7 protein-coding genes are annotated in these 6,918 nt (G+C 74.8%); 3 read left to right on the forward strand and 4 right to left on the reverse strand.

Annotated elements, in window-relative coordinates; translation table 11 throughout:
* Nucleotides 1-108: 108 nt before the first annotated feature.
* Nucleotides 109-1,482 (reverse strand): zf-HC2 domain-containing protein, encoded by a 1,374-nt coding sequence (locus EBN88_RS27455; protein ID WP_233581031.1) that lies wholly within the window; start codon nt 1,480-1,482, stop codon nt 109-111.
* The gene (locus EBN88_RS27460) at nt 1,479-2,069 is read right to left on the reverse strand and encodes a sigma factor (RefSeq protein ID WP_122399742.1); all 591 of its coding nucleotides are present in this window, start codon (nt 2,067-2,069) and stop codon (nt 1,479-1,481) included. The genes EBN88_RS27455 and EBN88_RS27460 overlap by 4 nt, the downstream gene beginning before the upstream one ends.
* 280 nt (nt 2,070-2,349) lie before the next feature.
* On the opposite strand from EBN88_RS27460, the gene EBN88_RS27465 reads away from it, so the two are divergent.
* Together EBN88_RS27465 and EBN88_RS27470 are read left to right on the forward strand one after the other, a co-directional pair.
* Nucleotides 2,350-2,727, forward strand: coding sequence for an STAS domain-containing protein (locus EBN88_RS27465; RefSeq protein ID WP_122399743.1), 378 nt, complete (start codon nt 2,350-2,352; stop codon nt 2,725-2,727).
* Nucleotides 2,728-2,959: 232 nt separating this feature from the next.
* On the forward strand, nt 2,960-3,451 hold the full coding sequence (locus EBN88_RS27470; RefSeq protein WP_122399744.1) for an ATP-binding protein: 492 nt from the start codon (nt 2,960-2,962) through the stop codon (nt 3,449-3,451).
* Nucleotides 3,452-3,696: 245 nt separating this feature from the next.
* Here the strand turns inward: EBN88_RS27470 and EBN88_RS27475 are convergent, their stop codons facing one another.
* Both EBN88_RS27475 and EBN88_RS27480 read right to left on the reverse strand, forming a co-directional pair.
* Nucleotides 3,697-4,884 carry a flavin-containing monooxygenase gene (locus EBN88_RS27475; RefSeq protein WP_122399747.1) on the reverse strand — a complete coding sequence of 396 codons (1,188 nt, stop codon included), beginning with the start codon at nt 4,882-4,884 and terminating at the stop codon, nt 3,697-3,699.
* Between the two features lie 151 nt (nt 4,885-5,035).
* Nucleotides 5,036-5,683, reverse strand: a complete 648-nt coding sequence (locus EBN88_RS27480; protein WP_122399745.1) for a TetR family transcriptional regulator — start codon at nt 5,681-5,683, stop codon at nt 5,036-5,038.
* Between the two features lie 276 nt (nt 5,684-5,959).
* On the opposite strand from EBN88_RS27480, the gene EBN88_RS27485 reads away from it, so the two are divergent.
* Nucleotides 5,960-6,918, forward strand: a 959-nt coding sequence (locus tag EBN88_RS27485) for a serine/threonine-protein kinase (protein WP_233581033.1), incomplete at its 3' end; no start/stop codon positions are given.

A 6,918-nucleotide genomic window follows, 5' to 3' on the forward strand; every position in this document is an offset into this window, starting at 1 on the left:
CGTGCACCATGCGCGCCGTGCGCGTCACCCGCCCGCCGCGCAGCGGCCCCCGCGCGGCGCGCGCAGCGCGCTCGCGCCTCCGCCGGAACGCCAGCGCGCGGCGTCCCGCTACAGGCGGGACATCGACGCGGCGGCCGCCAGGACGTCGTGGACGATGTCGGGGTCGCCCTCCGCGCCGGCGGCCGCCTCGTCGGGGGTGATGCGTCCCGCCGCGAGGCGGCAGAACTCCACGTCGTCCAGCGCGACATGGGCCACCGCCCCGCGCGCCGCCGTGCGGCTGACGGCGGCGACGGGGGAGTCCAGCGGGATGAACCAGTCCCCGCCGCCCGCGCCCTCCACCTCCAGGTGGAGGGTTCGGCCGGGCGAGCCGGCCGTGGTGAGGCGGGCGGGGGAGCGGGCCAGGCCCGCTCTTCGGCGGCCGGCGATGCTGCCGGGCAGCCGCCGCGCCGCCAGGTCGACCAGCAGCCGCAGGTGCGGCGGCAACGGCGGCCCGTACGGGTACTCGACGGCCCCGGCGATGTCGCCCGCGTGCACCCAGCAGGCGAACGCCCGGTCCAGATAGAGGTCGGAGAGCGAGGGCGCGCCCCCGACCGCCGGCAGGCGCCCCGCGTCGTAGGCCGGTCCCGGCACCCGCCGTTCGCCGGTTCGGCCGCCGGTGCGGGAGGCCGCCCAGACCAGCGCCCTGGTCTGGGCGCGCCAGGGTTCCCAACCCGCCCTGGCGTCACGGCCGTTGTCGTCGGATGAGGCGGCGGTCGCCGCCCAGGCGGCCAGGGTGCGGGCGACCGGGTCGTCCGGGGCGTCCGGGTCGTCGAGCCCGGGCAGCCCGGAGAGTGGGTCGGGCAGGCTCATGATCCGCGCCAACAGCCCGTCCGAGGCGCGCAGATGGTCCAGCACCCCGGCGACGGTGGTGGTGTGGCCGCGCTCGGTGTCCCCGTCGAACCAGCGCAGCCGCACCTCGGTCAGCCACTCGTCGTCGGCCATGTCCAGCAGCAGGGCGTCCAGGCGGGCCGCCTCGGCGTCCAACGGGGCGGCCCAGGACGGCACGGGCAGTCGGGCCGGGCGGCGGGCCAGGCAGCCGTCGAGCACCTCGGCCCGCAGCTCGGGGTCGAGGTCGAGGCTGCGGCGCGGCTCCAGCAGCATCGCCGCGTCCCGCAGCCGCAGCGACTCGCCGGCGCAGGCTTCGCAGGCGTCGAGGTGCTCATCGACCAGCCTCGTCTCCTCGGCCGAGCAGGCCGCCAGCGCCCAGGCGCCGAGCAGCGCCGTGACGCGTTCGTGCTCCTCCGGTCTGTGCCGCACGTCCTCCGGGTCCTCGGGATGCTCGGCCACCTCGGCCTCTCCTCGACGAGGTCGCGGCACCCGGGGGGCGCCCTCCAACTCGTGCACGCCGTCGCGCGCGCCGGCGCCCTCCGCGCCGGCCCCGCCCGAAGGCGGTCCGCTCGCGCCCGAACGCGCGCCACTGCCGCCGGAACGCGGGTCGCTCACCGCGCCTCCCGCTCCCTCGGTCGCGCCGGCTCCTCGCCCGGCGGGAGCGGCTCCCCGCCGGGCGCCGCGCTCTCGGCCCCGTACTGGGCGGCGGAGGACAGCAGTTGGAGCCCGAGCCGCAGCCGGCGCCTGGCCTCGTCCTCCCTGATGCCGAGCCGCCGCGCCATCTGCCGGTAGTCCTGCCGCTGGAATCGGGTCAGCTCCAGCGCCTCCCGCAGCGGCGCCGGCATCGCGGTCACGATGTAGTCGGCCCTGGCGGCCGTCGCGGCGGCCCGCACCTGTTCGTGAACGGCCGGCCCGGCGGCGCGTTCCCGCAGCCTGGCCACCGCCAACCGGTGCGCCTGGGCCGCGATCCAGGCCCGCATCGTGGACTGGCGCGGGTCGAAGCTCTCCGGCGTCTCCCAGATGGTGGCGAAGACCTCGCGGGTGACCTGGCCGGTGGCGGTCTCGTCGTCGAGCACCCGCTGGGCGATGCCGTAGGCGAGGGAGGCGAACCGGTCGTACAGCTCGGCCAGCGCCGCCGCCTCGCCCCGGCGGAGCCGCTCCCGCATGTTCCGGTCCCAGTGTGGCGGCGTCTCGTGCGCCATTCGGCCCCCATTCCCGTCCGCCCGCCGACAACCTCCGGCACCTCGATCACGTCAAATGTAGTGTGCGGTGCTGTCCCGGCGCTCCCCCACGCGTCGACCTCGCGCGGGGCTGGCCGGAGCGCATCCACGATTCCGCCGCCGACGCCGTGCGTACGGTGGCCGGATGACCGACGCGGCCCGACCCGGACACGGATGGTGACGCGTGCCGAACGGGAAAGTGGGCAGGTCGCGTAGGAGGACATGCGATGCGGATCGGTCGACGAGCAGGGAAGGACGCGTGATGACGGCGCTCACGGTGCGTGCGGAGCAGCGGGGGGAGTGGACCGTGCTGCGCGTCGTCGGCGAGCTGGACCTGGCGACCTCGCCGACCGTGCGCCAGCGCGTCCACGACGCGGTGGCCGACGGCAGGAGACGGCTGGTGCTCGACCTGTCCGAGGTCCTGTTCTGCGACTCCAGCGGGGTGGGCGTGCTGGTGGGCGCGCGGCGGCTGATGCGGTCGTGCGCGGGGGAGTTGCGGCTGATCCTGCCGGCCAGGGGCGCGGAGGACGGCTCCCATGTGAACCGTGTGCTGGCCGCGTTGGGCGTGCGCCGGCTCTTCGACTGCCACCCCGACCTGGCCTCGGCCGTCGGCGGGACCGACGCGCAGCTGAGCGCCTGAGCGCCCTGGACAACGGGTGGGCCGCGCGCCCGAACTCGCTCCCGTGAGCCTTGCCTTACTCCTGTTCGAGCGAACGTTTCCCGGCTCGCACAGCGCCTCGCGCGCTTACTCCTTTGCGCCGGATTATTCCGGAAGCGCTTGTTGTCCGACTCGCCCGTCAATCATGCTGTCCTGAGCTGGGGTTGTGCCTCGGTGTGAGGTGTTTTGTCCGGCGGTTCGGATGGTGTGAACGGTGCAGGAGCTGGAAAGACAGTTGGAGGTGGCCCCCGAGCCCTCGGAGGTGGCCCGCGCGCGCCGCTGGGTGCGGGCGCAGATCGGCGGTGGCCGGCCGTGCCCGGCCTGCCCCGACGCGGCGCCGGGCGACACGTTGGTGCTGTTGGTCTCGGAGTTGGTGACCAACGCGGTGGTCCACACCGGCCGCCCGGCGGTGCTGCGGTTGGCGGTGCGGCGCCCGGAGGCGTCCCGGGCCGAGCGTGGCTGCGCCGGGGTGCCGGTGCGACTTGAGGTGGTGGACGGCAGTGGCGTCGCGCCCATGCCCCGGCAGGCGACGCGGTGCGACACGGGCGGTCGGGGGCTGGAGTTGGTCGAGGTGCTGGCGGCCCGCTGGGGTTGGCAGCGGGAGGGCGAGGGAAAGCGCGTCTGGTGCGAGTTGGACTGCTCGCCCCCGGGCCAACCCCCGGACGAGGCGCCCCGCCAGGGGCGCAGGGTTCCGGCCAGCTATTGACGTCCCGTATTGGCTTGATGACCCTGTGAAGGGTTCCCGTTCGGCCGTGGAGGCCGGTTCGAACGGGCGGGGTGGAGCGCCGCGAGGGGACGCCGAGGCCGGCCGGCGGCCGGAGACCTCGGCGAGTGCGGACCACCCGGCGAGCCCCCTCCTCCTCGCGGGGAGGGGCCGCTCGCCTCGATCAACGGCGCCCGCCCGGCGGCCAACGGCGCCCGCCCGGCCGGTTCGCGGGCGAACCGGCCGGCTCAGCGGCGTCGTTCGAGCGCGGCGATCCGGTCCGCGACGGCGGCGGCGATCCTCGGGGCGTCGCGGCCCAGTTCGCGCAGCGTCCCGCTGATCGGGTTGGAGTATCCGGTGAAGTACAGCCCGGGGGCGGCCGGATGGGTCTGGCGGCCGTGCACCAGCGGCCGGCCCTGGCCGTCCAGCAGCCCCAGGTGCCCGACGAGCGGCTCCAGGCCGCGCCGGTAGCCGGTGGCGGCGATCACCACCTCGGGCCGCAGCTCCGCGCCGTCCGCCAGCAGCACCCGTTCCCCCTCGAACGAGGCGACGGCGGCGACCGGCCGCACCCGGCCCCGCTTCACCGCGCGGACCAGCCCACGGTCCAACACCGGGATGGCGCCCTGCTGGACCCGGGTGTAGAGGCCCACCTCGGGCCGGGGCAGCCCCTGTTCGGTCAGGTCGGGCAGCAGCCTGGCCAGCGGGCGGGCGGCCCGGTCCACCAGGCCGACGGGCAGCCGGCGGGCGAGGATCGCGCTGGCCTGCGATGGCCAGCCCAACGTGGAGCGGCGCAGGATGTGCGGCGGGGTGCGGACCGAGAGCCAGACGTTGCCAGCGCCGGCCTCGGAGAGTTCGGCGGCGATCTCGGCGCCGGTGTTGCCCGCGCCCACCACCAGCACGTCCCGGCCACGGAAGTGCGCCGGCGCGCGGTAGGAGCGCGCGTGCGACAGTTCGCCGGCGAAGTCGGCGGCGCCGGGCCAGTCCGGCACATGGGGCGTGTGGTTGAAGCCGGTGGCCACCACGACGGCGGAGGCGCGCAGCCGGCGCCCGCCAGTCGCGCTCAGCAGCCAGTCCCCGGCGTCGGCGCCCGGGCCGTCGGGGCGCTCGACGCGGAACACCTCGACGCCGGCCGCCAGGTCGAGCCGGTGGTGGCGGGCGTACTCCTCCAGGTACGCGACGAAGTCGTCCCGCCTGACCCAACGGCCGGCCGAGCGGGGTATGGGCAGCCCCGGCAGCGCCGACCAGCGGCGGGTGGTGTGCAGGCGCAGCCGCTCGTAGTGGCCGCGCCAACTGGCGCCCACATCGGGCGACTTCTCCACGACCACGGCGCGGATGCCGCGTTCGGCGAGGGCGGCTGCGGTGGCGAGCCCCCCGGGACCAGCCCCGATGACATGCACGGGGGCTATGGACTCCGAGGGCGTGGGCGGGTTCGGCATGGGCAGGAGCATACGCAGCCGGCCCGTTCCCCAGCAGGGGGCTTGAAACGGGGAGCCATCGGCTGGTCGCGCGCTGGTTCAACGCGCCGGCGTGCGAGGGGCGGGACGCGCCGTCCCGGAGACAGGGGCCGGGCGGCGCCGCCCGTTCCCCCTACTTCGCCGGCTTGCGGCCGGTGACGCCCAGGTGCACCAACAGGGAGAGCGCGGGCTTGAGTTCGGACTGCTTGGCGCCCAACGACTGAAGGCTCTTGGGCTGGGCCGAGACCGCGCCCAGCATGGTGACCAGCGAACCGGCCAACGCGGCCGGCGACGCCGGGGGCTTGGCGCGGCCCCGGCCCAACTGGCTCTCGATGGACTCGGTCAACGGCTTGACCACCGCGCCCTGCACCCGGGTCCTGATCCGGACGAATCGGCGGTCGCCCTCGGCGGCGCCCAGGTCGATCACCCGGAGAATAGCGTCGTGTTTGCGCCAGAAGGAGAGAAGCCCGTCGACGAGCTTGTCCGCCGTCTCCTTGCCGGCCTTGCCGGTCCAGGAGCGCCCGACGACCAACTCCGAGAGGGCGGCGGAGTCCTTCACCGTCTCCTCGGCGATCTCCAGGACGGCGGCCTCGACATCCGGGAAGTACTGGTAGAAAGTGGCCGGCGAGGTGCCCGCTTTGCGAGCTACGTCGATCACCTTGACGTCTCGGTAGGGGGAACTGGAGAGCATTTTCGCCAGGCAGTCGAGGAGCTTCTGCCGCGTCGCCTGACCGCGTCGGCCGGCGACCCGGCCATCGACGGTCGTTACCTTTCCTGTCATGCCAGTCAGCTTATCGACGCGTGATCTAGGCGCGATTTGATCGCATCCGAATGGGGAATGGGCCCGTTGGTCGGGGCTGAGCGGGGCCGAACCGCAGGACGTCGGAGGGGACATCGCACGACAGGTGCGGGCATACCAGCAGATCCATGCCCCGCGTTCGTCTCTGTCGGTCCCGGGGGGAAGAATCGTCTCGGAAGACCACCCCTGTCCGACGGCAATGAGATGCTGCGATGGGGGCGGGACACGCAAGCGCCCAGACGGGGAGGTGGCAAGCACATGGTGGGGCAGCTGACGCAGCACGATCCCCGGCGGATCGGGCCGTTCGAGGTGCTCGGACGGCTGGGCGCCGGCGGTATGGGTCTGGTGTATCTGGCCCGTTCGGCCTCGGGCCGGCGGGTGGCGATCAAGACCGTGCGCAGCGAGCTTGCCGAGGACCAGCTGTTCCGCGTGCGGTTCACCAGGGAGGTGGAGGCGGCCCGCGCCGTCAGCGGCTTCTACACGGCCGCCGTGGTGGACGCCGACCCCCGCGCCGCCGTCCCCTGGCTGGCCACCGCCTATGTGCCCGCGCCCTCGCTGGAGGAGATCGTCACCGAGTGCGGGCCGCTGCCCGCGCAGGCGGTGCGCTGGCTGGCCGCCGGCATCGCCGAGGCGCTCCAGTCGATCCACGGCGCCGGCCTGGTCCACCGCGACCTCAAGCCCTCCAACGTGCTGGTCGTCGAGGACGGCCCCCGGGTGATCGACTTCGGCATCGCGTCCGGCGTCTCCAACACCCGCCTCACCATGACCAACGTCGCCGTGGGCACCCCGGCGTACATGTCTCCCGAGCAGGCCAAGGACTCCCGCTCCGTCAACGGGGCGAGCGACGTCTTCTCCCTCGCCTCCACCCTCGTCTTCGCCGCCACCGGGCATCCGCCCTACCACGGCGGGAACCCGGTGGAGACGGTCTTCATGCTGCTGCGCGAGCGGCCCGACCTGTCCGGACTCCCCGACGAGCTACGCCCGTTGATCGAGTCGCTGATGGAGCACAAGCCGGAGGACCGGCCCTCGCCGGCCGACCTCCAGGCCCAGCTCGCGCCCTATCTCTTCGCCGCGGGGGACGACGGCGGCAGCGCCTCGGCCTGGCTGCCGCCCGGCGCCGTCGCCATGATCGAGGCCCGCAGGGGCCGGCCCAACAGCGGCGGCGCGCCCCGGCCCAACGCGCCCTGGGGCGGCACGGACGCCCCGCCGCCCCCGCC

Source organism: Streptomyces triticirhizae (assembly GCF_003696235.1).
In the GTDB taxonomy this organism is placed as follows: Bacteria; Actinomycetota; Actinomycetes; order Streptomycetales; family Streptomycetaceae; genus Streptomyces; species Streptomyces triticirhizae.

Bases quoted from the DNA above. Each gene is read 5' to 3' on its own strand.
- EBN88_RS27460 (WP_122399742.1), bottom strand. From the start codon at position 2,069: ATGGCGCACGAGACGCCGCCACACTGGGACCGGAACATGCGGGAGCGG.
- EBN88_RS27465 (WP_122399743.1), top strand. From the start codon at position 2,350: ATGACGGCGCTCACGGTGCGTGCGGAGCAGCGGGGGGAGTGGACCGTG.
- EBN88_RS27475 (WP_122399747.1), bottom strand. From the start codon at position 4,884: ATGCCGAACCCGCCCACGCCCTCGGAGTCCATAGCCCCCGTGCATGTC.
- EBN88_RS27480 (WP_122399745.1), bottom strand. From the start codon at position 5,683: ATGACAGGAAAGGTAACGACCGTCGATGGCCGGGTCGCCGGCCGACGC.